At 50.6% G+C, this 22,213-nt stretch carries 21 protein-coding genes; 10 read left to right on the top strand and 11 right to left on the bottom strand.

From position 1 onward, the window contains the following. Positions 1-235 precede the first annotated feature (235 nt). From argS to speE, 4 genes are all read right to left on the bottom strand, one after another. Positions 236-1,906 carry an arginine--tRNA ligase gene (argS, locus tag I8U17_RS08765; RefSeq protein WP_033100448.1) on the bottom strand — a complete coding sequence of 557 codons (1,671 nt, stop codon included), beginning with the start codon at positions 1,904-1,906 and terminating at the stop codon, positions 236-238. After that, on the bottom strand, positions 1,903-2,325 hold the full coding sequence (locus I8U17_RS08770) for a YwiB family protein (RefSeq protein WP_033100449.1): 423 nt from the start codon (positions 2,323-2,325) through the stop codon (positions 1,903-1,905). The genes argS and I8U17_RS08770 overlap by 4 nt, the downstream gene beginning before the upstream one ends. Before the next feature lie 287 nt (positions 2,326-2,612). Beyond that, the gene (gene speB, locus I8U17_RS08775) at positions 2,613-3,485 is read right to left on the bottom strand and encodes an agmatinase (RefSeq protein ID WP_198055573.1); all 873 of its coding nucleotides are present in this window, start codon (positions 3,483-3,485) and stop codon (positions 2,613-2,615) included. Between the two features lies 1 nt (position 3,486). After that, positions 3,487-4,326, bottom strand: a complete 840-nt coding sequence (speE, locus tag I8U17_RS08780) for a polyamine aminopropyltransferase (protein WP_033100559.1) — start codon at positions 4,324-4,326, stop codon at positions 3,487-3,489. 277 nt (positions 4,327-4,603) lie between these two features. On the opposite strand from speE, the gene I8U17_RS08785 reads away from it, so the two are divergent. Continuing rightward, positions 4,604-6,652 (top strand): transglycosylase domain-containing protein, encoded by a 2,049-nt coding sequence (locus I8U17_RS08785; RefSeq protein WP_052154098.1) that lies wholly within the window; start codon positions 4,604-4,606, stop codon positions 6,650-6,652. 147 nt (positions 6,653-6,799) lie between these two features. Here I8U17_RS08785 and I8U17_RS08790 read toward each other — a convergent pair whose 3' ends face one another. From I8U17_RS08790 to I8U17_RS08810, 5 genes are all read right to left on the bottom strand, one after another. Continuing rightward, positions 6,800-7,036, bottom strand: a complete 237-nt coding sequence (locus I8U17_RS08790) for a hypothetical protein (RefSeq protein WP_198055575.1) — start codon at positions 7,034-7,036, stop codon at positions 6,800-6,802. Positions 7,037-7,266: 230 nt separating this feature from the next. Then, positions 7,267-7,761 carry a YwhD family protein gene (locus I8U17_RS08795; RefSeq protein ID WP_033100452.1) on the bottom strand — a complete coding sequence of 165 codons (495 nt, stop codon included), beginning with the start codon at positions 7,759-7,761 and terminating at the stop codon, positions 7,267-7,269. A gap of 18 nt (positions 7,762-7,779) precedes the next feature. After that, positions 7,780-10,089, bottom strand: coding sequence for a sensor histidine kinase (locus I8U17_RS08800; RefSeq protein ID WP_198059294.1), 2,310 nt, complete (start codon positions 10,087-10,089; stop codon positions 7,780-7,782). Positions 10,090-10,411: 322 nt separating this feature from the next. After that, positions 10,412-11,005, bottom strand: a complete 594-nt coding sequence (locus I8U17_RS08805) for a hypothetical protein (RefSeq protein WP_033100455.1) — start codon at positions 11,003-11,005, stop codon at positions 10,412-10,414. 217 nt (positions 11,006-11,222) lie between these two features. After that, the gene (locus tag I8U17_RS08810) at positions 11,223-11,984 is read right to left on the bottom strand and encodes a YheC/YheD family protein (protein ID WP_052154099.1); all 762 of its coding nucleotides are present in this window, start codon (positions 11,982-11,984) and stop codon (positions 11,223-11,225) included. Positions 11,985-12,103: 119 nt separating this feature from the next. Here I8U17_RS08810 and I8U17_RS08815 point away from each other — a divergent pair, with 119 nt between their 5' ends. From I8U17_RS08815 to I8U17_RS08840, 6 genes are read left to right on the top strand one after another with little or no spacing between them, the layout of a single operon-like run. Next, the gene (locus I8U17_RS08815; protein ID WP_033100456.1) at positions 12,104-12,424 is read left to right on the top strand and encodes a hypothetical protein; all 321 of its coding nucleotides are present in this window, start codon (positions 12,104-12,106) and stop codon (positions 12,422-12,424) included. After that, on the top strand, positions 12,421-13,134 hold the full coding sequence (gene yycF / locus I8U17_RS08820) for a response regulator YycF (protein ID WP_033100457.1): 714 nt from the start codon (positions 12,421-12,423) through the stop codon (positions 13,132-13,134). Before I8U17_RS08815 ends, yycF begins: the two co-directional genes overlap by 4 nt. 13 nt (positions 13,135-13,147) lie before the next feature. Then, on the top strand, positions 13,148-14,950 hold the full coding sequence (locus I8U17_RS08825) for an ATP-binding protein (RefSeq protein WP_033100458.1): 1,803 nt from the start codon (positions 13,148-13,150) through the stop codon (positions 14,948-14,950). Continuing rightward, complete coding sequence (locus tag I8U17_RS08830) at positions 14,943-16,316, top strand: YycH family regulatory protein (protein ID WP_198059295.1); 1,374 nt, start codon at positions 14,943-14,945, stop codon at positions 16,314-16,316. The genes I8U17_RS08825 and I8U17_RS08830 overlap by 8 nt, the downstream gene beginning before the upstream one ends. An 18-nt stretch (positions 16,317-16,334) precedes the next feature. Further along, entirely contained in the window at positions 16,335-17,096 is a 762-nt protein-coding gene (gene yycI, locus I8U17_RS08835) for a two-component system regulatory protein YycI (RefSeq protein WP_033100460.1), read from the top strand. Positions 17,097-17,119: 23 nt separating this feature from the next. Then, positions 17,120-17,926, top strand: a complete 807-nt coding sequence (locus I8U17_RS08840; protein WP_033100461.1) for an MBL fold metallo-hydrolase — start codon at positions 17,120-17,122, stop codon at positions 17,924-17,926. Positions 17,927-17,965: 39 nt separating this feature from the next. Here I8U17_RS08840 and I8U17_RS08845 read toward each other — a convergent pair whose 3' ends face one another. Next, positions 17,966-18,223 carry a hypothetical protein gene (locus tag I8U17_RS08845; RefSeq protein WP_033100462.1) on the bottom strand — a complete coding sequence of 86 codons (258 nt, stop codon included), beginning with the start codon at positions 18,221-18,223 and terminating at the stop codon, positions 17,966-17,968. Between the two features lie 555 nt (positions 18,224-18,778). On the opposite strand from I8U17_RS08845, the gene I8U17_RS08850 reads away from it, so the two are divergent. The 3 genes from I8U17_RS08850 (at position 18,779) to rlmH (ending at position 20,803) form a co-directional block, all read left to right on the top strand. Further along, a complete protein-coding gene (locus I8U17_RS08850; protein WP_033100464.1) occupies positions 18,779-19,957 on the top strand; it encodes a S1C family serine protease in 1,179 nt (392 codons plus the stop codon). A gap of 164 nt (positions 19,958-20,121) precedes the next feature. Beyond that, positions 20,122-20,304 carry a CxxH/CxxC protein gene (locus I8U17_RS08855; protein ID WP_033100465.1) on the top strand — a complete coding sequence of 61 codons (183 nt, stop codon included), beginning with the start codon at positions 20,122-20,124 and terminating at the stop codon, positions 20,302-20,304. A gap of 19 nt (positions 20,305-20,323) precedes the next feature. Then, the gene (gene rlmH / locus I8U17_RS08860) at positions 20,324-20,803 is read left to right on the top strand and encodes a 23S rRNA (pseudouridine(1915)-N(3))-methyltransferase RlmH (RefSeq protein WP_198059296.1); all 480 of its coding nucleotides are present in this window, start codon (positions 20,324-20,326) and stop codon (positions 20,801-20,803) included. Between the two features lie 78 nt (positions 20,804-20,881). Here the strand turns inward: rlmH and I8U17_RS08865 are convergent, their stop codons facing one another. Next, the gene (locus I8U17_RS08865; protein ID WP_033100467.1) at positions 20,882-22,168 is read right to left on the bottom strand and encodes an adenylosuccinate synthase; all 1,287 of its coding nucleotides are present in this window, start codon (positions 22,166-22,168) and stop codon (positions 20,882-20,884) included. Between the last annotated feature and the right edge of the window lie 45 nt (positions 22,169-22,213).

Raw genomic sequence — 22,213 nt, forward strand, 5'->3', positions numbered from 1 at the left:
GGATGAATTCGTCCTGAACATAGAAACCTTCCTTCGGAATTTTTTTTATACCTTTTCAACAAAAAAAGGCTGTTGACCTTCTTTGTCAACAACCTCAGCCGGTTTTTCACCGGCTGATTCTGCACTGATTAAACGTTGACCCGTCGGAACTCAGGATCCCGGAAAAGGGGACACAGAGGAAATTTTGGCATTCCGCACTTTTGCCGCCTTGCCGGAACCAAATGCCGGCAATTCCTTACATACGATCCGGCGCGCTGACCCCGATCAATTTCAATCCGTTGACAATCACTTGACGAATGCCGCTGAGCAATGCCAGGCGCGCTTCCGATTTTTCCACATCATCAGTGATCACGCGGTGAGCATTGTAATAACTGTGGAATTGTGTTGCCAGATCGTAGAGATAACGAACAACCCGGTGTGGTGCCAACTGCTTGGCCGCCGTGGCGATCTCACTGCCAAACTCGCCAAGCTTCTGCAACAAATCCAATTCCTGTTCCAGTTCCAACCGGGACAGGTGCTCCTGATCCCACTTCGCCGACAACCCTCTCTCCTCAGCCTGACGGAAGACACTGGCGATCCGCGCATGGGCATACTGCACATAGTAGACCGGGTTTTCATTGGACTTGGAAACAGCCAGATCTATATCAAAATCAAGATGGGAATCCGGGCTTCTCATCACAAAGAAGTAGCGGGCTGCATCCACTCCAACCTCGCTCATCAACTCTTCCAGCGTGACCGCTTTTCCGGTCCGCTTGGACATTTTCACCAGTTCGCCGCCCTGGTACAGCTTCACCATCTGGATGATAACCACATCCAACCGGTCCCGGTCATTCCCCAGAGCCTGCAATGCCGCTTTCATCCGGGCGATGTAGCCGTGATGGTCGGCTCCCCAGACGTTGATCATCCGGTTGAAACCCCGTTCCAGCTTATTGCGGTGATAAGCGATATCCGGCGTCAAATAAGTATAGGAACCGTCCGACTTGACCAGAACGCGATCCTTGTCGTCTCCGAAAGCGGTGGAGCGCAGCCAGAGGGCCCCGTCCTGTTCGTAGGTATAACCTTTTTCCTTCAGCTCCGTCAATGTTTTCTCAATGGCTCCGGACTGATACAGGGACTGTTCGCTGAACCATACATCAAATTCGACCCGGTAATCACGCAAATCATCCTTGATCTTCTCAAGCAGCTTCTTTTTCCCGTATTCCTTGAGGAACTGAAGCCGCTCTTCCCGATCCATCCCGAGCAAACGCTCTCCCTCTTGTTGGATCAGCTCCTCGGCGATCGCAATCATTTCCTCGCCGCGATAACCGTCCTCAGGGAACTCGATCTCTTTTCCCAAGCCTTCAAAATAACGGGCTTCAATGGACTGGGCCATCATGTTCATCTGATTGCCGGCGTCGTTGATGTAATATTCGCGCGTCACCTCATACCCGGCGGCCTCGAGAATGTTGGACAGGGCATCGCCGACGGCCGACCCGCGGGCATGTCCGAGATGGAGCTTTCCTGTGGGGTTGGCACTGCAAAACTCCACGTTGACCTTCTCACCCTGACCGCTGTCCGAGCGTCCGTATGCATCTCCGGACCGTTTGATTTCCACAAGCACATCGGTCAGGAAGGAACGATCCAAAAAGAAATTGATAAAACCGGGCCCGGCAATTTGAATGTCGCGAACGCCCACTTGTTCGCGGTCAATCCCGGCAACGATCTTTTGCGCGATCTCTCTGGGGTTTTTGCGGGCAATCCTCGTCAGTTGCATGGCAATGTTGGTAGCCCAGTCGCCATGTTCCTTTTCCCGCGGCACTTCCAGCACGATCTCCGGAATGTCCGTTTCCTTTACCAAATCGGCGGCGATGACCGCCCGCTCGATTTCCTGTTTCAACTCCTCTTTCTTTCTCTCAAGCGGATTCATTTCCCAGCCTCCATCCACTTCAAACTTAATTGGTATTGGCCCAGATCCTGGCTCCCCATATGAAGCAAAAAGGTGAAGCGAATCCGGCCTTCCTTTCCGGACCAGTCACGCTCATACACCAATGTGGTCACTTCCATCTCCGTCTTACCCGCCGGAGTATGAACCACGCTCTCCATGGTTTTCCCAGGGGCATAGGTCTGCCTGTACGAAACAGGTCCTTGGCGCGCGATCGTGATTTTCTCCGGGAATGAACGAACCGATGTCCGCACTTCATCAGGCTTTCCTTCATTTTCGGTATAACGGAGAATCCATTCCTCTTCCTTCATTTGAAAACGGCCGTCCAATTCCTGCTCGATGACTTCCTTCTCTTCTCCCGGCTGTTCAATGGTCGACTCGATGAAAATCTTTACTGGAATCAAACCGTCCGCCCCTTTCAACCTAATAAATGTATCTTAACACTGGTTTTTATGCTTTGCCAATAAAGCTGACCCGTTCTTCCTCCAATATTTTGAAAATCATCCGTCAGAAAAAAGCTTCCCTCCGCAGATCGGGAGGGAAGAATGAGGTTTCTTCAGCTTGCTGACAAAGACCTGAAGAGTCATCCGTCGGGTCTCGGCGCCCGGCCTCATGCTTGGCAAAGGCCGCTGCATAAAGCATTCAACCCTTTTCGCTCCAGTTTGTCAACAGCCTCAGAATGGGCAGGGATTTATTTCACAAAGCCGAGCAACATTTCGCGAATGAGTTTGGCAGCCAAAACCGGGGTCTGCTCACTGTGATCATAAGCCGGCGCCACTTCCACCAAATCTGCACCGACCACTTTCACGCCGGATCTGGCGATCAGGTGGATGGCTTCCAGCATTTCTTTGCTCGTAATCCCGCCAGGCTCGGGCGTTCCGGTTCCCGGAGCATGGGCCGGGTCGACGGCGTCGATATCAATCGTCACATAAACCGGACGTCCTTTCAGTTCCGGCAGGCATCTCTTCAAAGGCTCCACCACGTCAAATGGATGAAAATGAATATTCGCCTCTTTGGCGAACAGCACCTCCTCCTTGGTCATCGAGCGAATCCCGAATTGATATAAATTGGGACCCCCGATCAATTCGGCGATTTTACGAAGCGGGGTGGCGTGAGAGAGCGGCTCTCCTTCATAATCCGTGCGCAAATCAGCATGTGCGTCAATATGGATGACAGCCAGGTCAGGATAATCCTTGAAAACTTCCCGCACAACAGGCCAGGTGACCAGATGCTCGCCCCCCAAGCCGATCGGCATTTTCCGCAAATCGAGCACCTTGCGCACAAAATCGGCAATCTGCTGCAAGCTCCTTTCGGGATTGCCAAAGGCCAGCGGGATATCCCCTGCATCATAAAAGGTGATTTCCGAAAGCTCCCGTTCCAGGTAGTGGCTGTATTCCTCGTGCACCAGGGAAGCCTCGCGGATGCGTGCCGGACCGAACCTGGAACCGGGGCGGAAGCTGACCGTCCAATCCATCGGCATCCCGTAAATGATCGCTTGAGCAGCCTCAAGGTCCGTACTTGCCCCGATGAACACATTTCCCGAGTATTTCTCTTCAAAGCGCATCCTATTTCACCTCGTCCGTCAGCAGTTCCTGTACGAAAGCGGGAAGTTCAAACAAGGCTTTATGCATTTCCGGACGATAATAGCGGGTATCGAATTTGGACAGTTCCGCTTCGTTGACATGAAGGGGATCATATTTTTTCGATCCGATCGTAAAACTCCACAAGCCGCTCGGGTAGGTGGGGATGCTTGCCGTGTACAGGCGCGCCACCGGGAATGTATTTGAAATGTCACGGTAAACCTGGCGGATCAAATCGCGGTTAAACCACGGCGATTCCGTTTGCGCCACCATGATCCCATCGTCCTTCAGTGCTTCGTAAATCCCTTCGTAAAAGGGCTTTTGAAACAAACCGACAGCCGGCCCCACCGGTTCGGTCGAATCGACGATAATCACGTCATACCTGCCTTTATTTTCGGCAATGTGGCGAATTCCGTCCGTTACTTGCACATCGACGCGGGGGTCATCCAATTTCCCGGCGATTTGCGGGAAGTATGTTTTTGATGCTTCGATCACCTTTTTGTCGATCTCTGCCAACACCGCACGGGTGACAGACGGGTAACGCAAGATTTCACGAATCACGCCGCCATCGCCTCCGCCGACCACAAGAACTTCCTTGGGATCAGGATGCGTATTCATCGCGACATGGGTAATCATCTCATGGTACACGAATTCATCGCGATCCGTCGTCATCACCATGCCATCAAGCACCAGCATATTTCCGAATTCCGCTGTTTCAATCACATCCAGAGTTTGAAACTCGGACTGATCATGATAGAGCGTCCTTTTGATTTTCGTCGTAATCCCGTGATTTTTCGTTTGTTTTTCTGTATACCAAAGCTCCATATCCATCTGTCATTTCTCCTTTCAAGGCCGAAAACCGGGGCCATTCCGCATTTCCCCGGATACTCTTACTAAGAATAATGCATGTCCATTTCGCAGACAATCGCTTTTCGCCCCGCCACAAAAAATTTTATAATCATTTTTTTAGCGACTGTTATCCAAACCATGTATTCTGCCGCTAAATTCCGCTTTTCTTTCTCCAGGTATATTCTTCCTGCGGCTTTCGCATAATATTCTTACCTTTAGACTTGGAAGGAACTTCCGGAAAAGGAGCAGAACCATGGGCGATAACAAAGCAGCCACTCATCCCCATACCCTTAACCAGTTCTTTCTCTGGCGTCTGGTCAGACGGACACGTCAAGTGATGCGCCTGCTCTTCTTCTCTCTCCTGATCAGCTCCCTTGCCTTCATCATTCTCCTGCTCTATCTGAAAGCGCGCCCCTTGCCCTCACCCGAGGTATATAACATCTCCACCCTCTACGATGATGAGGGAAATTATCTCGGGCAACTGGATCACAATGAGCCGCGCGATCCCGTCCATTTAAATGAAGTGCCCAAGGCCCTGATCAATGCGACACTGGCCGCGGAGGATAAAAACTTCTATTCCCATCACGGCTTCTCCCTGAGCGGAATAGCCCGCGCCACACTGGCCAACATCAAGGCGGGGCACGTCGTGCAAGGAGCCAGCACCATCACCCAGCAATTGGCGAGAAATCTCTATCTCACCCATGACCGGACGTGGACGCGAAAACTGAAGGAAGCCATTCTGACCGCGCAATTGGAACTCCATTTTTCCAAAGATGAGATCCTGGAGATGTATCTCAATGAGATTTACTACGGTCACGGAGCCTATGGAATTGGCCAGGCGGCCAAGTACTATTTCAACAAAAAGGTGCAGGACTTGAATTTGGCGGAGTGCGCACTGCTGGCCGGAATTCCGCGCGGACCCTATTTATATTCGCCTTATCATCATCTGGGCCGGGCGATTGCGCGCGAACACCACATCCTCGACCTGATGGCAAAAAACCGCATGATCACCGCCGAAGCTGCGCGGGAAGCAAAAAAGCAAACGCTCACTTTTGCGCCAAGGACCCATCCCAAACAGATGAAAGCCGAGTATTTTCGCGATTATATCGTTCAAACGCTGGTCACGCGGTACGGGCTGGATGAAGCGACGGTGCGCCACGGCGGACTCAAAATATATACCACCCTTAACGCGCAAATGCAACAGGCGGCGGAACAATCGGTAAGCCGCTATACCAAAAAGGTGGACGGGCTCCAGAGCGCCTTGATCTCGGTTGATCCCCACACCGGTGAAATCAAGGCGATGGTCGGAGGCAAAGATTACTCATCCTCTCAGTTCAACCGCGCCTTCGCCCGCCGGCAACCCGGTTCTTCTTTTAAGCCGATTCTCTATTTAAGCGCCTTGGAAAACGGATTTACGCCGCTGACCCGGATCATGAGCAAGCCGACCGCTTTTCTTTTTCATGGACAAGAATACCGACCCTCCAATTTCCGCGGCCACTATGCCAACCGGCCGATCACGCTGCGTGAGGCAATCGCCCGCTCGGATAATATCTATGCAGTGAGCACACTAATGAAAATCGGTTTACAAAAGGAAATCGACATGGCCCGCCGGCTCGGCATCCGGGCCACGCTGAAGCCGACGCCCTCCCTGGCACTGGGCAGTTATGCCGTCACTCCTTTTGAAATGGCCGAGGCCTATGCGACGATCGCTTCCGGCGGAATCCACCATCCGCTCACCGGAATCAAAAAGGTGCTTGATCCGTTTGGACGCCCCTTGGTTCAAGAGGAGAGCAAGCCGGTCCGGGTAGCCTCTCCCGCCCACGCCTTCGTCTTGACCAAGCTGATGGAAAGCGTGTTTTCTCCGGGTGGAACCGGCGGACGCGTGCACCAGATTTTTTCACGGGCCGCCGCCGGCAAAACGGGAACGACCGATTGGGACGGCTGGCTCTCCGGATTTACCCCGGATCTGGAGACTACAGTGTGGGTCGGCTATGACCATGACAAAGAACTGCCACATGATCAGGCGCATTTAAGCCAATATATCTGGGCGGATTACATGAAACAGGCCACCCGGTTTCAGCCGGCAAAAATCTTCCCAATTCCCCAGGGGGTAACGAGTGTTTATGTCGATTTGGATACGGGCTATGTGGCCACACCGGAATGCAGGCACACCCGCCTGGAGTATTTTGTCAAAGGTACGGAACCAACAGAAGTCTGTCCCGTCCATCGAACAAAAACCGGTTCTTCTCCTGAACAACCCTCTTTGTTGAAACGGGTGCTCGACTGGCTGAAAAGCTTTTAAAGTGACACAAACGGACATTTCCTGTCTCCCCAGCCGCGGGTCAAGCCCGGGCAAACCGGGAAAAATCGAGGCCTCACCCCCGACAGGCAAAGGCGGGATCGCGAAAACGCCCGACCATCCAATAACTACTGGATGTCGGGCGTTTTTTCAGCATTCATCGCTGCCGCCAATCTTCCCTTCACCGTCTGCCCAGATTCCATCATTCAAAATGGTAATCATCCCGGCAGACTCCAATTCCTTCATCACCTGAGCCATATTGCTGCGCCGGGATTCCGGCAGAGACGCAACAAAACGGTTTAATTCTTGCTCGGAAACATTGGCGCGAAAATGAACCCCGCCATGGCGGGCGAAATGGTCCTGTGATCCGATATGATGATCAGCCATTTTCTTAAGCCCTCCTTTAACCCTTAGAATGAGCCAAAGAAAAGGCAAATACTCAGGAAAAAGAAAAAGCGGACCGATGGGATCCGCCAATTTGGTGTCCTAGCAAAAGATTCCGAAACCACATAATTAAGTGTACATTTGCAATTGAGAGCCGACAATGCTGAAATCCATTTGTTCACAAACCGTTCACTTTTAAAAACTTCGGTTGGAACCCCTTTTCACAATGGCACTCACGACAACTTTTCTTTCAGTTCATCCGGGCTGTTTTTCCACATCTCTTCATTATGGTTGACCAAAAAATCCCTCAGCACCGCTTTTTCCTGTTTCCCCAGCTCATCGACACGGATTCTCCGTTTCAACGCATCGTCCATGCGGTTCACGTGGAAGGGCAGGTTTTTCCACCCGATCCGTTTTTCTTTATTGATCCTCATCGGACAGGCGGCCACTCCTGCATAAAAAGGCCCGCTTTCATTGCGGTCGACGGCCACCCACACAACCCAGTAATCTTCACCATCAGGAACCTCATCCTGATGGGGGGTAAACTTAATCCCTCGTTCCACCGCGCTTTTGGCGTGAATCAGGCCGAGGTCGATTTTCGCTTGTTCCCCGGTCAGCAAGATAGAGGAAAGATTGCTTATGTTCAGCGTTCCGGTGTAGTAAGTGCCATGGGTGGTCGATTTATTGCTGATAATGTTGAATTGCGCATTTTTCTTTTGGTTGGCCATTTTTTCCCTCCTCGCTCATCATTTTACCGCACGCCGGGGCTTCGGCGCAAAAACCGTTTCCTCATAGAGGTAAAAATCCGCTTCCTCCCCGCTCTCCGGCGGATCAGCCGGAACCTGCTTCACCACCATGTGCACCTTTTGCTCCTGCCCGCTTCCTTGCCGTACGGCCTCTTCTTTCATTTTTTCTTCCACTCTCTTTTCCGCCCGGGCCATGATCTCGGCCACTTTCTCTTCAACGGAACGGCGGTCCTTTTTGCGCGGAAAAATGTCTTGCAGGGGGAGTTCTTCCTCCATAACCTTCCCTTTTCCGGCCATCAATTCTTTCTTATACTTTTTCCAGTCCGTGGTTTTTTCATGTTTCGGCTGCTCATCTGCATGCACCTCGTCCGCTTCACAGTTGCTCCCAGCGGAAGCCTGATGCCCGGTCCCATCGGTTTCCCGGCCCGCGCCTTCCTCACTCCGGTCAGGGACGGATACGCTCTCTTTCGCCTCCTCCCCCGCCTGCTCTGCTTCCGCGCTTCCGGCTTCGTCAGCGGCGATTGCGGCACTTCTCTCCTCCGGTTCCGGGAAAACTCCGCTCCCATCCGCGGCGGCAACATCTTTCTGAATTTGTTGATCCGCTGCCAGTGCCCGTGTTCTCATCCTGCCGGATCCGGCCTGGCTGAGCGGCAGATAAATATTGAAAGTCGTGCCGAGCCCGGGCTGGCTGTTGACGAAAATTTCCCCGCCATGCTCGGTAATGATCCGGTGGCAAATAGAAAGTCCCATCCCCGTTCCGTCGCCCTTGGTCGTAAAGAACGGATCAAAGATGCGGGTCATATGTTCCGGATGAATTCCATCGCCTGTATCTTTCACGGAAATATGGGCGTAATCGTTTTCACGCGCCCAGCTTACCTCCACAACTCCTTTGCTCGTCAAGGCCTCCAGCCCGTTCTGAATCAGGTTGATCATCACTTGTTTCAGCTGTTCCCCGTCCGCTTCAATCTCCATCTTGTACGGAGGGGCAACCTGTTTCAATTCATGCCCCATCAACAACGATTTCGGTTCGAGAAGGCTCAACACATCCCCCATCAACTGCTCCAGTTGAAAACGGGTAACCTGAACCGGTTTCACCTCACTCAGATTCAGAAACTGTTTGAGCAAATCATTAATCCGGTCGATTTCCGGCAAAATAATCGATTCCCATTTTTTCACCGCTTCCGACTCGGCGGCGGAAATTTGCACAAAGCCCCGAATCGATGTCAAAGGATTGCGGATCTCATGAGCCAGCCCGGCAGCCAGCTGACCCAGTGCCGACAGTTTTTCCAGATGCCGCCTGTGTTCCTCTTCTTTGTTGCGAATGCGGCGCTGTTTGAGCGTGAGCCGCTCTTCCGCGAGGCGGATCAACTGTCCTCCCGTTTTCGCCTCCTGCGGATAGGTGGCCGTCCCCAGGCAATAGTGCAGGTAGCCTTTTTCCACCTGGATCTCTTTCATGATGCAATCCACAGTCTCCAAAATCCGGCGCAGAACCTGGGAATCCCCCATCAACCCGATCGCGAATTGGTCACCGTCATAACGGGCCAGCTTTGCCGTTGCCGGCATATACTTCTTCAAAGCGTGGGCGATTCGCACCAAAATCCGGTCACCGACATCGATCCCTTCCCTCATGTTCACCTGCCGAAAGTCGGTCAAATCCAGACAGACCACGTGAAACGGCTGGTTTAGCAAATTGCGGGCCAGGCTGCGAATCACCTGTTGCTGAAACCCGTGGAAATTATATAATCCGGTCAAGGGGTCGCGCAGGTAGGTTTCCTCCAATTCCTTTTGAAAATCGCGCAGCCGCTTGTTGGACTCATTTTTCTGTTCAATCAGATAGCAGATCTTTTCCTTCTGTTTTTGCAATTCAAAATAAGCGGCCCTCACCTGCCCGCTCATCCACGCAACCCATACAAACAACAAAGAGTGACTGATCAGTTCGATCAGCATAAATTGATTCCAGACGGTAAAAGCGGAAACAGATAAATAACAAACCGTAAAGCAAAATGTGATCACATACGGGTGCTCTTCGGATGATCGGAACAGAACATAGCCCAGAACAATCAGGTAAACAGTCAAAATCGGAATGGTTTGCGTCAGGAGATCCAGCAACAAAATCGAACCCAGAACCGCCGACATGTATGTGTATAACGGAAAGCGTTCCAGCCATTTTTGATTGATAAAGAGCAAAAAGCATAAAAGGGCGGTTACCATTCCCACACAAATCCAGTGGACGGAAGGATATGTAGAAAATAATCGTTGGATGAATAAATAGAGAATCCCTTTTTTCGTGACAGCTTGAACGGTTAACACGGCGAATTCCACCCCCCGGCTCGTATTTTCAATATTTTCCATATTCCAACTCAATCATACAATCTTTGCTCATATTCTGGATGATTTCTTCCACTTATAAATAAAATAATCCTCCTCTCCTCCCCTCCTTCGACAAAACCTCACAAAATTCGCGAAGTTCCGATCCATATAAAATAGGAGTCCGCTCCCCACCATTACGGACTCCCTCTCATTCCAATCGCCGATTAATCCAATCCACGGTGTCTCCTCATTCACTTGTGATCCACCCGGTCAAGCACCGGATCACCTCGCTGTGATCGCCCCGCTTCTCTCGGGTGAAGCATCAACCGAGATAATTGACCAAATGGTTAAATCCCTTTGCCGCCTTTTCCTTGTTCTCGCTCTCGTCTTCCGCTGCGTGTTTGGATATTTTCTCCCAATTGGTGTAAGGCTCTTCCAGAGAAACGTGTTCCCGCTTGAGCAGAGTCAGCTTTTGCGACTCTTCCGAATAGGGATAGTATAATCCTTGCGCTTCATGCGCCTCCTTCACTCCATAGGGAGCTTGTCCCATCATCCGTGGCGGAAAGTGAGGTTGATCATTGAGCAGTGTATGAACAACCGTCTCCTTCAGGATATTTTTGATTTCCTCACTCCGATACCCGCTTTCCAGGCTTTTGATCCATTGGTAAACCGGTCCGTCCTCGGGTGTGAACGTCACGTTGCGCTGGGTCGGGACATACTCGCTCCGCTTCTGGATCTGCTCCTTCAACATCCTTGAATCACAGATGGACTGCAGCGGAAAGTAGTTGCTGCGCAGATAGGATTGGATGCAATATTTTACCAACATCGGGAATTGGCCTTTTGGAAGGATCTCATACCAGTAACGCACCAACCGATCTTTTTTCCCGAGATAAACGCCTACCGTAATGGAAGACATGATAACACCTCCGACAGTTGTTAAAAAATTTTAAATACCTAGAATTAATATTAATAGTAACAAGTGATCTACAAATAAGTCAACGGGAATACTTTGTCGAATCCTGTTATATATTTGCGAAAACGAAAAAAACATGCTTAGTGCATGTACAAAATCTTCTTGCAACGGAAATTTATTGGTTAAATTTTTTTATTTTTTATGAAATAAACTCCTCTGATCAAACAATGAGACTGTGAATCTTTTTAATCCTGCGATACTGCGACCGGTCTTTCAAATCACGGAACATTTTGAAATCAGGCCTTGTATTTACCTCAAAAACCCAAATTTTAAGATCGCTGTCAATCCCTGCATCAATCCCTAGCTCTTTCAACCCCTTAAAACGAGCGTTTAATGTTTTAGCAATTTCTATAGAAAGATAATGTAATTCTTTATGCAAATTTTTCATCTCCGTCAGGTTGCCGTCCGTAATTTTTTGCAATGCTGTGTGCAGTTCGATCGGCATTCCTCCTTTGCAATGATTTGTCACGATTTTTCCCGGAGCCGCCACTTTGGCACAGACCCCCGTTATTTCCCAATACTTATGCGGCTTTTGCAAATTGATGCGAAGATCAAACGGTCGTCCCTCGATCCGGGCTAATTCAATTCCTTGTTGCATGATATATTTTTTGTCCGGACGAAATTTTCGCTCAATCCATGTGGAAATTTGTCGGATTGGCAATTTTTTTCGCTCATAAAGAGTTTCGCACTTGACGATTCCGCCCCCGAGTTTCGTCAACCGGATTGCCCCGGCGCCACCGCCGCCCTTATCCGGCTTGATAAAAACGGAGCCATGGTGTTCCAGCATTCGGTAAAGCCGGTCTTTCTGATACCAGTCTGTTTCAGGGAGATAAGGCCGTAGCCTTTCATTCGCGTATAAGACCGCTGTTTTGAGGGATTTGCTGGCGACTTGTTGATACGGGAGTTTACGGGTCGTTCGCACTCCTTCTCCCCTCCTTTATGATCGTCATATCTTATTCATCTCTCTTCTGCCACGCTCGTCGGCGAACGCCCAATTTTCGACGATTTTTCAAGGGAAAAGAGGTGTTAGAATAGATAATAATGAAACAGATTGTTGCAACGGCAAAAGCGTTTGTCTTCGACCCGTCCTTGTGGGACAATGGTCTTAACTTTTGCCGGCGCCCATCGGCATTCCGGCGCAACCGGCAATCTGTTTTCCGCCAAACGCCAATCCGGCACCTTTCGGTGAAGACTCATAGAAAACAAGTATTTCGGCACAAACCGGGAATGAAAGCCGAAGCAAACTCGAAAGAGCGCTGGGACCACTTAACTGGCCATCAGGAACGTGGGGAGATCAGGAGTCCCCAACGGCCTGACCTGAAACAAAATATCACCATCAAGCTGAAGGAGGGACTGCTTTGAGCGCCAAAATCTATGTCGTCGAGGACGAGCGGCCGATCGCCGATATCATCAAGTTCAATCTGGAAAAAGAGGGATACACCGTTGATTGTATCCACGACGGATTGGAAGCGATTGAAAAGGTGATGGATTCAGCACCCGATCTCATGCTGTTGGACCTGATGTTGCCCGGCGCGGATGGAATTGAAGTTTGTCGGCGCGTACGGCAACATTTTCAATTTCCGATCATCATGCTCACCGCGAAGGACTCCGAACTGGACAAGGTCCTCGGACTGGAGATGGGAGCCGATGATTATGTGACCAAACCCTTCAGCAATCGCGAACTGCTCGCGCGGATCAAGGCAAATCTGCGCCGCACCCAATCCACGGTTAAAGAAATGAGCAAAGCGGAGAAAGGAAGCGAGATCACCGTTGGCAACATCGTCATAGACCCCGGAAGTTTTGTGGTCACCAAAAAAGGGAAAACGGTCGACCTCACCCATCGAGAGTTTGAACTTCTGCTGTACCTGGCAAAACATGTGAATCAGGTGCAAACAAGAGAACATCTGTTACAATCGGTATGGGGTTATGATTATTTCGGGGATGTGCGCACCGTTGATGTCACCATCCGTCGTCTGCGCGAGAAAATCGAAGACGACCCCGGCGCTCCCAAATACATCATCACACGCCGGGGAATCGGGTACACCATGCGCGATCCCCATTCCGAACGTTAACCCGGGTGATCAAATGAAAAAGTGGCTTCAGCTGGCAAACAGTATACAATGGAAATTGGTTGTGATCTATCTCCTTTTGATCGTGATCGCCATGCAGCTGATCGGGGTCTATTTCTTCCGGCAATTGGAAAATTATCTGACTGACAGCCTGCGCGGACAGATCAGGAATAACGCGGTGGCGATTCAGCAGACGATTAAGGATGAGCTGGCCAAACCGGAAAATGACGAGCGAAACAAAACTATTTTGTATTGGCTGAATACACTGGTTCCCCGCACCTCCAAGATGACGGTGCAGGTGATCGACCAGAACAACTTTGTCATCGCCTCCACCTCATCCAAACAGAGCAAGATCAAACAGCCCTTCAACTTTCAGCTTCCGGCAAAAGGATCGGCTTCCTTCAAGCGGCGGGACCCGGCGACCAACAAAGATTTTCAGGTCTACATTCAGAGCATCAAGGGAGAAAACGGAAAAAACCTCGGGATGATTTATATTGAAGCCCCGCTTGACGGGACCTATGCCACGATTTTTGCCATCAGCAAGATCCTGCTCAAAATTACGGCCGTCGCCGTCGTCATCTCCAGTTTCCTCATTATTATTTTGGCCCGGACGATCACCTCCCCGGTCAAAGAGATTACGGAGCAGGCCACCATTATGGCAGCCGGCGACTTTAACCGTCAGGTGGATGTGCGCAGCAAGGATGAGATCGGGCAACTGGGAATCGCATTCAATCATCTGGCTTCCCATCTGCGCAATGCCCTGGCGGAAAAAGAAGAAGAAAAAGAAAAACTGGAGTCGGTGCTGGCCAATATGAGTGACGGAGTGATAGCCACCGACAGCAAGGGGAATATCATCGTCAAAAACGCGTGGGCGGAAAAGCTTCTGGAATGCCCGGTCAAGATCGGGGACAGCTTCAATCGCGTCCTTCCCTTATCCGAACCGATTCAATTTCCCCTGCGCGAAGAAAAGCAAACTTTTCTCGAACTGAACAGCGACGACCCGGAAGAGCTGACGATCCTGAAAATCACCCTTACCCCTGTCAAATTAAAAGGGGCGCACCAGACGGGGATGGTTGCCGTACTGGAGGATGTAACTGAACAGGAAAAACTGGACCGGCAGCGAAAAGACTTTGTCGCCAACGTTTCCCATGAATTGCGCACTCCCCTGACCACCATCAAAAGCTATCTCGAAGCGCTTGATGACGGGGCAATCAATGAACCGGAGCTGGCGACGCGATTTTTGAAAGTGACCCGGCAGGAAGCAGACAGGATGACCCGCTTGATTCAGGACTTGTTGCAGCTGTCCCGCCTGGACGCGCAAAAATCCAAGTTCGCCAAGAAACCGGTCTCTGTCGAGCTGATGCTCGAGGAAGCGGTTGACCGTTTTTCCTTCCAGTGCAAACAGAAAAATATCTCTCTTACGCTGTATATCCATGAACGGATTCCGCGCGTCTATGCCGATCCGGACAAATTGGATCAAGTGCTGGACAACCTTATTTCCAACGCGGTTAAATACACGCCTGACGGGGGTTCGGTTGCCGTCGTCGCACAAGAAAAAGCGGATGGCATGGTGGAAATCGGGGTGGCCGACACGGGTATCGGCATCCCGAAAAAAGATCTCGGCCGGATTTTTGAACGTTTTTACCGTGTGGACAAGGCCCGCTCCCGCAGCATGGGAGGAACGGGGCTCGGTTTATCGATCGCCCAGCAGATCGTCCACGGTCATCAGGGAGAGATTGAAATTGACAGTGTGTACAAGAAAGGGACGCTGGTATCCTTTACGCTGCCCCCGGTGAGTGGAGGGAACGTTCATGAGTGAAAAATGGATTGAACATGCCAAAACGGCCACCCTGGTCACGCTGGTCACCATCAGCCTGGTGTTGACCGGTTTCCTGTGGTTCAGTTCCCCTGGATACCAGACCAATCCACCCTTTACCAAATATGACCTTACCTATATTTACAGCGGTACGAAATACAATGATCGGGCAGCTCATCAGCTGGCTTCCCCCTATCAGGTGATTGTCCATGCCAACAACAAAATCTCCTGGTTATTGCCGGAAGGAAATACGTATGCCCGTCTGACCCAATTGCTGCAAAAGGCAAGCTTTGACAGCTTCACCACTGTCGCTCCCACCGCGGACATGTGGAAAACCCTGTTCACTCAGGCTCCCGGCGCAGAACTGGTCTTCCCGCGCGATATTTCCGTGCAATATGCGGATGCTTTTTTCGATGCTTCCCTGCTGCAAAAGTATCCGCTCAACGGGCTCGATTCGATCAGCCGCATCTGGTTTTTTTATAACCCGGCATCCAAGGAATCTTTTGTCTGGTTCATCTCGGCGCAGGATCAGCAAATCGTGCAGGCGAAAGTGGATTTGGGGGACAAGCACCTGGAAGATGAAATCGCCAGGAGCAGCATGACCAAATCCCCGCCGCTGACAGCGGTTTTTGCGGACGGCAAAGCCCCGTGGGAGCAAAAGAACCCATCCGGCCATGCGTTTTCCCGATTTTTTTATCTGCCGACCTCTTCGTTGCCGATGAACGAATGGAGCTTTAAACTGACATTGTTCGATATCAATGAGATGAAAAAGTGGCTGATCAAAGATCCGAGCGTCGAGCCGTTCGTCACCAATAAAAATGAAGATCTCTATATGAACAACAATGAGTTTCTCACCTACAACAAAAAAGGAAACTTTATGAGTTACAGCCAGACGCCTGACGACACAGAACCGGGGACTTCCAATCTCTACACCGATCTCGCCCATATCAACAACTTTGTGCAAAGGCATCACGGGTGGACCGGCAACTATCTGCTCGACGATGTGCGGAGCAATGATAACAATCAATATTCATTCCGCTTGCTGGTGAAAGGATATCCGGTTTACTGGTCGGCCAATGTCCCGATCAATCCTGATCAAATCCAATTACAGACCAACAACAACGAAGTGATTAAATATTACCGGTCGGTTTATATCCTGGGGAGCCCCGACCGGCAGAGGACGCTTTCCCTTCCGGGCAAAGCCGAACTTCTGCAAAGTCTTGCCGACAAGAAAATCAGCCTTTCAACCGTCGAGCAAATCTATCCCGGCTATCAGGCGGACGGAATCGCCGGCAAACAAGCTGTACTCAAACCAGTCTGGATTGTCATTACCACTTCAGGCAAACGCATGTTTATCAGTTCTCCATGATGCGGGGAGGATTCCCAAATGGATTGGAGTCGTGCCAAAACCATTTTTATCATCGCTTTTCTCATTCTCGACCTTTTTCTGGGGGCACAGCTCAGCCATACGATGCAGCAACAATCACAATTTGTGGAGGAGAATGATATTTCCGCACAACAGCTACAGCAATTGCTGAAACAGGCCAAAATCAAATTCGCGGTTAAAGCGCCGAGCCCCCCGGAGCAACTGGATACCTACAAAGCAACCATCACGGCGATGGACAACAGCTGGAACCGGGATGAAAAAGGAGGCTATATCAAAGAGTTCCGTAACCCCCTTTCCTATCGTAACCAGCATGAGCTGGAAGGGATTTTGCATAAAGAAATCCCTTTTTTCGGCGAATTTGATTACATGCCGGCCCTGTCCACCCCGTCAAAAAAGCTGGTTTATTTGCAAATGGTGGGAAACCGTCCCATTTATGACGGAAAAATAGAGGTGAACCTTTCCGGTTCCCACCGGATTCACTCCATTCATGTAACCCGGTTTCAACTGGAAAAGGTGCAGGCGGTGCAGCTGGTTCCTTTCAATAATGTGCTCTACCGCTTTGTCACCGGGTGGAACAAGACGGACTTTACGATTAGCAGCGCCACTCTCGGCTATCAGGCCAAGGTTTATCCGGGAACGAGCGAAGATTACTGGTTAATCCCCTGCTGGTGTTTCCGGGTGGGGAACAGCCATCTCCTGGTGAATGCCACCAATCGCGGCGGCGATGAAGATGTGGAAACAGGGCCGGGGATCACAAAATAAAAAACAAAGGAACGAACAAGACGATGAAATTTAGCGTTCTGGCGAGTGGAAGTACAGGAAATGCCCTTTTTATCGAATCGGATAAAACGCGGATTTTAATCGATGCCGGATTGAGCGGCAAACAGCTGGAAGAGCGCATGAAAAAAATCGACATCGATCCGTCGACCATCGAAGCCATTTTTGTCACACACGAGCATATTGACCATGTGCGCGGATTAGGGGTGATGGCCCGGCGCCACCAGATCCCCGTCTATATGAATGAGGCGACGTGGCTGAGCCTTCCCTCAACCGTTGGCGAAATCCCGGAACCGTTGCAGAATGTGCTGGAAACCGGAGCGGCCCTTCAATTTCAGGACCTGACCATCGAGTCGATCCCCATCTCCCACGATGCGGCCGAACCGGTCGGCTACCAGATTCGCCAAGGCCGGGAATGCCTCGCCACCGTGACCGACCTGGGATATGTGAGCAAACGCATTGTCGACCAGGTAAACGGCGCTGACACGCTCATCTGGGAAAGCAATCATGATGTGGAAATGCTGCGCATGGGTTCTTATCCCTGGAATGTAAAGAGAAGGATTTTGAGCGACACCGGCCATTTATCCAATGAAGATGCCGGTGCGGCCCTGACCGAGATTCTGAAGGGCATCGGGGAAAACGTTTATCTGGCGCATTTGAGCCGTGATAATAACATGAGCGAACTGGCCCATCTGACGGTGAAAAACATATTGGAAGAAACGGGGATGAAAGTGGGACGCGATGTCCATCTGTGGCCGACATTTGACGACCGCCCCACTCCTCTCCGCGAAGTGCGCATAAAGGTAAAAGGGTAGCCCCCTGTTCCGGTTCCGGCAAGGGGCTGCCCTTTCCTTTCAGTAAAACGAATGTTCATCATTTTGGTTTGCACCTGGCTCTGCCTTCACCTCTGCATCAAGTCCCTTGACCAGTTCCGCAAATTCGTTTCTTTCTATCAGGCCTTTACCGATCAATAGTTCCAAAAGGGCCGTCAACAGCAAAGTCTGCTTGTAAAAATCCAGCTTCAGATCGGCCAATTGCGCCCCGAAATTCACTTCGTCACAGCGCTTATGAGGACTTACCGGCTTACCCGCTTTCGCGCGATTTTCTTCCATTTTCTCAACTCCCAAGCAAGCAACCGACGTATAGATATTTTCTACTATTCCCCTCCTTTTTCCTATTTTATGAGCTGATTTCCACCTGCAAAATATCAAACTCCGGCAGGCTCACGCGATGATTCCCCCGCTTTGCTGATCGAGAACCCCCTTCCGGTAATTTTTGCAAACAAAAAGCGGCCTCGAGGGAACGCCGGCCAAATGCTCAATTCCAATATGGTTTCAATCAAACGGAGACAAAGCCCGAATGGTTCGAGTTGCAATGAGACACAGACGGGGGAAATTTTACCCAGTTTTTCATTGCAGTTTGAATCATCACCTTTTATGATTTCATTGAAAGCGGCCGGTTCTGCCTTTTCAGCAAACATTCAGCCAATCCTCAAGAAATGTTCAGTTCCTTTTAAGCAACCATTCAGCCGATCAGGATATGATGAGATTGTAAGCAAAATCGGCTGAATGCCCTCATCAAATATGAGGAGGGCGGAAAAATCTCCTCATGCCCAAGGTTAAAGACTTTACCAATTCGGGTATATTAAGGATGCAGGAGGGAATGAAATGGGATATTATGACGAATCGGACCACTATCCAAAAAGACGCCTCACCTCCCCGATCTGGACTGCTCTCATTTCAGCAATTATCGGCGGATTGGTCGTCTTGCTCTTAACCCCTTTCTTTATTTCAAGAGGGATTCTCTCTCTTCCGCCCACTTCTTACAACGGTGCAATCTCCGGACCAACCACAACGACGAGCGTCAAAGTGAACTCAGATATTACCAAGGCCGTCCAAAAAGTGGCGCCTGCAGTGGTCTCGGTTATCAACTACAACAGATCGGAAGACTTTTTTAACCCACAGGAAGTGGAGAAAGACACGGGTTCCGGCATCATTTTCCGAAAAGCAAACGGAAAAGCCCTGATCGTCACCAATTACCATGTGATTGCCGGCGGTGACCAGTTCAAAGTCGTCATTTCCGGATCAGACAACAAAAAAGAGGTCAACGCCAAACTGCTTGGCGGCGATCAACTGACCGACCTGGCAGTGTTGGAAATTCCGGACACCTATGTGACGGCTGTTGCCGAATTTGGCAACTCCGATACGCTCAAAGCGGGAGAACCTGCGATCGCGATCGGAAATCCGCTCGACCTCGGGCAATCGGTTACTGTCGGGGTGATCAGCTCTCCCAAACGCTCCATCAGCGTGGATGAAGTCAACACCACCGACGTCATTCAGACAGATGCAGCGATTAACCCCGGTAACAGCGGTGGTGCGCTGGTGAACATCGCCGGACAGGTTATCGGCATCAACCGGCTGAAAATCGCCGAATCAGGGGTGGAAGGGCTTGGATTTGCCATTCCGGTAAACGAAGCTCGCCCCATCATCGAACGGTTGATTCAATACGGACATATCTCCCGTCCATGGCTGGGTGTGGGACTGGTGGATCTTTCCACTTTGCCCGGTTACACCCTGGATCAGTTGAAGTTGCCTGATTCCGTAACGGAGGGAGTGGCCGTTGCCAAAGTGGAACCGGGAAGCCCGGCCGATGAAGCGGGTTTGCAACCGCGCGACGTAATTGTAGCGCTTGACGGCAAAGCGGTCAAAGATTCATCCGGACTCCGCTCATATCTCTACCAAAACAAAAACGTCGGCGATAAAGTAACCATTACCTATTACCGTGACGGCCAAAAACAGACAGGGACGCTCGAACTGGGCGAAGCACCGCAAAACATATCACAATAGGGCTCCGTTATCGCGGAGCTTTTTCCATTTCCGTAAAAGTACAAGTTTGCCTGAACTGTCATCCCTGAGTTATCCTGAAAAAAGCACGCACATGATCCTTCCGTTTGTTTTGACTGGATTGTGGATAACTTATGAATAACTTTATATAATCATGGAGTGAAAACATGAACACAGAACACGTTTGGTACGCTTGTAATGAACATATCGACATTATTCTCGATGAAATTGTGGATGATACCTCACTCGCTCCTGAAATGGAACTTTATCGCGGAGATGACAACGAAGCAAAGTGCGGCTGGTGCGGGAACCGGCCTGCTTACCGTCTTTGGGTAAACCCCGGGGAATAAAAGGAGTTAAAGAATTTCCATGAAAATCGATGTGATAGCCGTTGGCAAACTAAAGGAAAAATATCTGCAACAGGCATGTGCTGAGTATCTGAAGCGGCTGAAGCCCTATGCGAAAGTGGAAGTGATCGAAGTAGCGGAAGAAAAGGCTTCCGATCCCGTCCATAAAACGGAAATGGAACAGATCGTCGCCAAAGAAGGGGAGCGGATCATGCGCCATCTCTCTCCGGACGCATACACGATCGCACTGGAAATTGAAGGCAAATCACTCTCTTCCCCAGCTTTTGCAAAGAAGCTCGACAAGCTGGCTACCTACGGAAAAAGCCATCTTCATTTCATCATCGGCGGTTCTTACGGTTTATCGCCACAAGTGACTGCATCCGCCGATCTGTCCTTATCCTTTTCATCCATGACCTTTCCCCATCAACTGATCCGCCTCTTTCTGCTGGAACAAATCTACCGGGCATTCAAGATCAATCGGGGAGAAACGTACCACAAGTGAACGGGACCTGTTAAAACGGCATAAAAAAACACCGGCCTTTTTGCATCAGCCGGTGCTTTTTTATGAGTCAGAAGTTCTTTACGCATAGACAGGGCGAACCTGGATCGTTTGATCACGGTCCGGCCCTACCGAGAAAATCGCAATCGGAATACCTGTCAGTTGGGAAATCCGTTCTACATAGCGCTTGGTTTCTTCCGGAAGATCACTGTAGCTGCGAACCCCGGTAATATCCGTTTTCCATCCCGGAAGCTCCTCATAAATCGGTTTGCATTTTTTCAACAGGTTCAAATTGGCCGGATAATTTTCAATCCGCTTCCCTTCGCATTCATAAGCGACGCAGATTTTTACCGTATCCAGTCCGGTCAACACATCGAGCGAATTCAGGGAGAGACCGGTGATACCGCTTACCCGGCGGGCATGGCGCACCACGACGGAATCAAACCAGCCCACGCGTCGCGGCCGCCCGGTCGTCGTTCCGTACTCACGCCCAACCTCGCGAATTTGCTCCCCGATCTCGTTGAACAGTTCGGTCGGGAACGGGCCATCTCCCACCCGGGTGGTATAAGCTTTGGCCACGCCGATCACCTGGTGGATTTTCGTCGGGCCGACACCTGAACCGATGCAAACGCCTCCGGCTACCGGATTGGAAGAAGTCACAAAAGGATAGGTTCCTTGGTCGATATCCAGCATCACCCCTTGCGCTCCTTCAAACAGCACGCGTTTCCCCTGGTCAATCGCGTCATTTAAGACGACGGACGTGTCGGTCACATAGGGGCGGATTCGCTCGGCACAAGCGAGATACGTTTCATATACTTCTTCAAATTTGCACCCTTCGGTCTCGTACAGGCGATCCAAAATGCGGTTTTTCTCTTCAAGGTTCCGGGTCAGCTTTTCCTTGAATACTTCCGGATCAAGCAAGTCGCTGATGCGAATTCCTACCCGTGCAGCCTTGTCCATATAAGCCGGTCCGATTCCTTTCCCCGTCGTTCCGATCTTTCCGGCTCCCTTGCTTTTTTCCTCAGCCAAATCCAATTTAATGTGATAGGGCATGATCACATGGGCGCGGTCGGAAATGCGGAGATTGTCCGCCTTTACGCCATGCTCTTCCAAGTAATCGAGCTCTTTTACCAGCGCCACCGGATTGATGACCATCCCATTGCCCAAAACACAGATCTTCTCTTTGTAGAAAATACCTGAGGGAATCATGTGCAGTTTGTATCGGGTTCCCCCAAACACGATGGTATGGCCGGCATTGTTTCCACCTTGGTAACGGGCAACCGCTTCTGCTTTTTCCGCCAGAAAATCAGTGATTTTTCCTTTGCCTTCATCTCCCCACTGGGTTCCTACCACTACGACCGTGGACATGATTCGTTCCTCCTAATAAGGATTAAAAACAATTCCCGAACATTT

Source organism: Thermoactinomyces sp. CICC 10521 (assembly GCF_016055135.1).
GTDB classification, from domain to species: domain Bacteria; phylum Bacillota; class Bacilli; order Thermoactinomycetales; family Thermoactinomycetaceae; genus Thermoactinomyces_A; species Thermoactinomyces_A daqus.

Excerpts from the sequence above, each read along its gene's own strand:
- argS (WP_033100448.1), bottom strand. The coding sequence starts at position 1,906 with ATGAATCCGCTTGAGAGAAAGAAAGAGGAGTTGAAACAGGAAATCGAG.
- speB (WP_198055573.1), bottom strand. The coding sequence starts at position 3,485 with ATGCGCTTTGAAGAGAAATACTCGGGAAATGTGTTCATCGGGGCAAGT.
- speE (WP_033100559.1), bottom strand. The coding sequence starts at position 4,326 with ATGGAGCTTTGGTATACAGAAAAACAAACGAAAAATCACGGGATTACG.
- I8U17_RS08785 (WP_052154098.1), top strand. The coding sequence starts at position 4,604 with ATGGGCGATAACAAAGCAGCCACTCATCCCCATACCCTTAACCAGTTC.
- I8U17_RS08790 (WP_198055575.1), bottom strand. The coding sequence starts at position 7,036 with ATGGCTGATCATCATATCGGATCACAGGACCATTTCGCCCGCCATGGC.
- I8U17_RS08795 (WP_033100452.1), bottom strand. The coding sequence starts at position 7,761 with ATGGCCAACCAAAAGAAAAATGCGCAATTCAACATTATCAGCAATAAA.
- I8U17_RS08805 (WP_033100455.1), bottom strand. The coding sequence starts at position 11,005 with ATGTCTTCCATTACGGTAGGCGTTTATCTCGGGAAAAAAGATCGGTTG.
- I8U17_RS08815 (WP_033100456.1), top strand. The coding sequence starts at position 12,104 with ATGAAACAGATTGTTGCAACGGCAAAAGCGTTTGTCTTCGACCCGTCC.
- I8U17_RS08825 (WP_033100458.1), top strand. The coding sequence starts at position 13,148 with ATGAAAAAGTGGCTTCAGCTGGCAAACAGTATACAATGGAAATTGGTT.
- I8U17_RS08830 (WP_198059295.1), top strand. The coding sequence starts at position 14,943 with ATGAGTGAAAAATGGATTGAACATGCCAAAACGGCCACCCTGGTCACG.
- yycI (WP_033100460.1), top strand. The coding sequence starts at position 16,335 with ATGGATTGGAGTCGTGCCAAAACCATTTTTATCATCGCTTTTCTCATT.
- I8U17_RS08840 (WP_033100461.1), top strand. The coding sequence starts at position 17,120 with ATGAAATTTAGCGTTCTGGCGAGTGGAAGTACAGGAAATGCCCTTTTT.
- I8U17_RS08845 (WP_033100462.1), bottom strand. The coding sequence starts at position 18,223 with ATGGAAGAAAATCGCGCGAAAGCGGGTAAGCCGGTAAGTCCTCATAAG.
- I8U17_RS08850 (WP_033100464.1), top strand. The coding sequence starts at position 18,779 with ATGGGATATTATGACGAATCGGACCACTATCCAAAAAGACGCCTCACC.
- I8U17_RS08855 (WP_033100465.1), top strand. The coding sequence starts at position 20,122 with ATGAACACAGAACACGTTTGGTACGCTTGTAATGAACATATCGACATT.
- rlmH (WP_198059296.1), top strand. The coding sequence starts at position 20,324 with ATGAAAATCGATGTGATAGCCGTTGGCAAACTAAAGGAAAAATATCTG.
- I8U17_RS08865 (WP_033100467.1), bottom strand. The coding sequence starts at position 22,168 with ATGTCCACGGTCGTAGTGGTAGGAACCCAGTGGGGAGATGAAGGCAAA.